A 2,259-nucleotide genomic window follows, 5' to 3' on the forward strand; every position below is an offset into this window, starting at 1 on the left:
CTCGTGCGACCCAGCTCCCCATGATACAGGCGATGCGCCTCGATCGCACGCGTAGATGGTGCGTTGCGCTTGATCGGTTTCGGCATCACTCTATGGGCGAAGCAACGACAGGCTCGACGACCGGATGGAGGGCAACGACATGCGTTACCGCGTACTCGCTTGGACACTGCGGTGTGTCGTCCTGCTCGGCATCGCGGCTCTCACCGGCGGCAGCGCGGCGGATCCGACCGGCGTGGATGTCTCGGTGGAGGCGAACACGAAGGTCGTGCCGCGGTACGAGGTGTTTGAGCTGACGTTCCACCATGACCGAAGGTACGACAACCCCTTCTTCGATGTGTCGATCGATGCCTCGTTCACGTCGCCAAGCGGAACGACCGTGACGGTCGGCGGGTTCCATTACGGCTCGTCGGAGCCGCCGGAGATACTGGTGACGAAGGATGCGAACGGACGACGACACGTCGATTACCGGTTCACCAAGCAGGATGTGTGGAAGGCGCGGTTCGCTCCGTGGGAAACCGGCGAATGGACGTACACGGCGCTGTTCCGAAGCGTCCACGGCGAAAAGTCGCGCTCCGAGGGATCGTTCCGGTGCATCGTAGGGCGCATGCCGAACCCCGGTTTCGTTCGTCGGAGCCGGACGAACCCCTTCCGTTGGGTGTTCGATGACGGCTCGCCCTTTTTCCCCGTGGGCTTGCAGGAATGCATCGGCGACGGAGACGGCACGGGAACCATCCTCGACGGCGCATCGCTCGAAGGGCCCTTCCGCACCGACCGAACCGATCTTGTCGAGCTTCCACCGGGCCCCCTTTACGTGCGCGGACCGTCCGAGAACCCTCAGAACATGGATGTCTACTTCCGCCGTTACGCTCAGAGCGGGTTCAACCTGTTCCGCTTCTCGCAGGCGAACTGCTCCTATTCCCTGTACCGCGATCTGGATCACTACTCGGTGCAGGAAGGCGTCATGACGGACGAGCTTCTGCGCCACGTCCGCAAGTACGGGCAGCGCGTGTTCTACGGTATCTTCGGTTACCAGGGCGTATTCGCCGAGGAACCGCAGAATGCCGAGGGGATGGAGAAGGTCGAACGATTCATCCAGTACTCGGTGAACCGGTGGGGAGCCTACGTGGACTTCTGGGAGTTCCTGAACGAACAGAAGGCGGACAACGCGTGGTACGACCGTCTCATCCCGTTTCTCGCGTCCATCGACCCGTACCATCATCCGATCACGACGAGCTGGGAACGCCCCGAGATCGCGGGCATCGAGGTGAACGCTCCTCACTGGTACCAGAACGAGGACGAGCGCCGCTCCGACGAGATCACGGCGGCACGCGCGACGGAGTGGAAGAAGCGAGGCAAGCCCGTCATCGTCGGCGAGCAGGGGAACTACGTCGATCCGAAGTCCCGACCCATCGGCGTGGGAGGTGTCTGGGATTTCGGCTCGGCGCGCCGAATGAGGCTGCGGCTCTGGAGCGCGTTCTTCAACGAGATCGCGTTCGTGTTCTGGAACACGAGCTACGCGCGCGACGGGCACTTCATGAACCAGTGGTTGGGCCCGCATGAGCGGGAATACGTTCGAGCCCTTCAGTCGTTCTCCTATGCACTGGACGGTGACATCGCCCCGGTTGGCGTGACGGTCTCGGAGCCCGATTCCGTGCGCGCATACGGTCTAGCGTCGCCGACGCGGGCAGGCGTCTACCTGCACCACTTCGCCGACCATGACTCATCCGTGAAGGGCTTGCGCGTGACGCTGGACGTACCAGCGGACGCGGTCGCCTACTGGTATTCACCGGAGACGGCGGCGATCTTCGGTCGTGAAGCGGTTCGGGAGGGCGGGCGAACCCTCACCGCGCCGGACTTCGTGGTTGACCTCGCGCTCCTCGTCACACCCGACAGCGCGCCCGACGTGGACGGCGACGGACTGGCGAATGACATCGACCCGGACGACGACAACGACGGCGTGCCCGACGCCTCCGACGCGTTTCCGCTCGACCCATCCGAATGGGCGGATGCTGACGGCGACCTGATCGGAGACGTTTTGGATGCCGACGACGATGGCGACGGCGTCGGAGACGATCACAACGAGAACGGAGCGCCGGACCACGAGGAGCGCGATTTCGACGGAGACGGGGTCAAGCGCGCCGAGGCGGTTCCCTGGGATGCATTCCCGAATGACCCGAAAGAGTGGCGCGACGCGGACGGCGATGGCATCGGTGACAACGCCGACCTGGACAACGATGGAGACGGCTGGTCCGACGCCGC

General features: G+C 63.9%; 1 protein-coding gene. It reads left to right on the forward strand.

Annotated features, from left to right (window positions below; all coding sequences use genetic code 11):
* Window positions 1-124 precede the first annotated feature (124 nt).
* Window positions 125-2,259, forward strand: a 2,135-nt coding sequence (locus tag FJZ36_19070; GenBank protein MBM3217001.1) for a DUF5060 domain-containing protein, incomplete at its 3' end; no start/stop codon positions are given.

It is taken from the genome of Candidatus Poribacteria bacterium, assembly GCA_016866785.1.
GTDB lineage: Bacteria > Poribacteria > WGA-4E.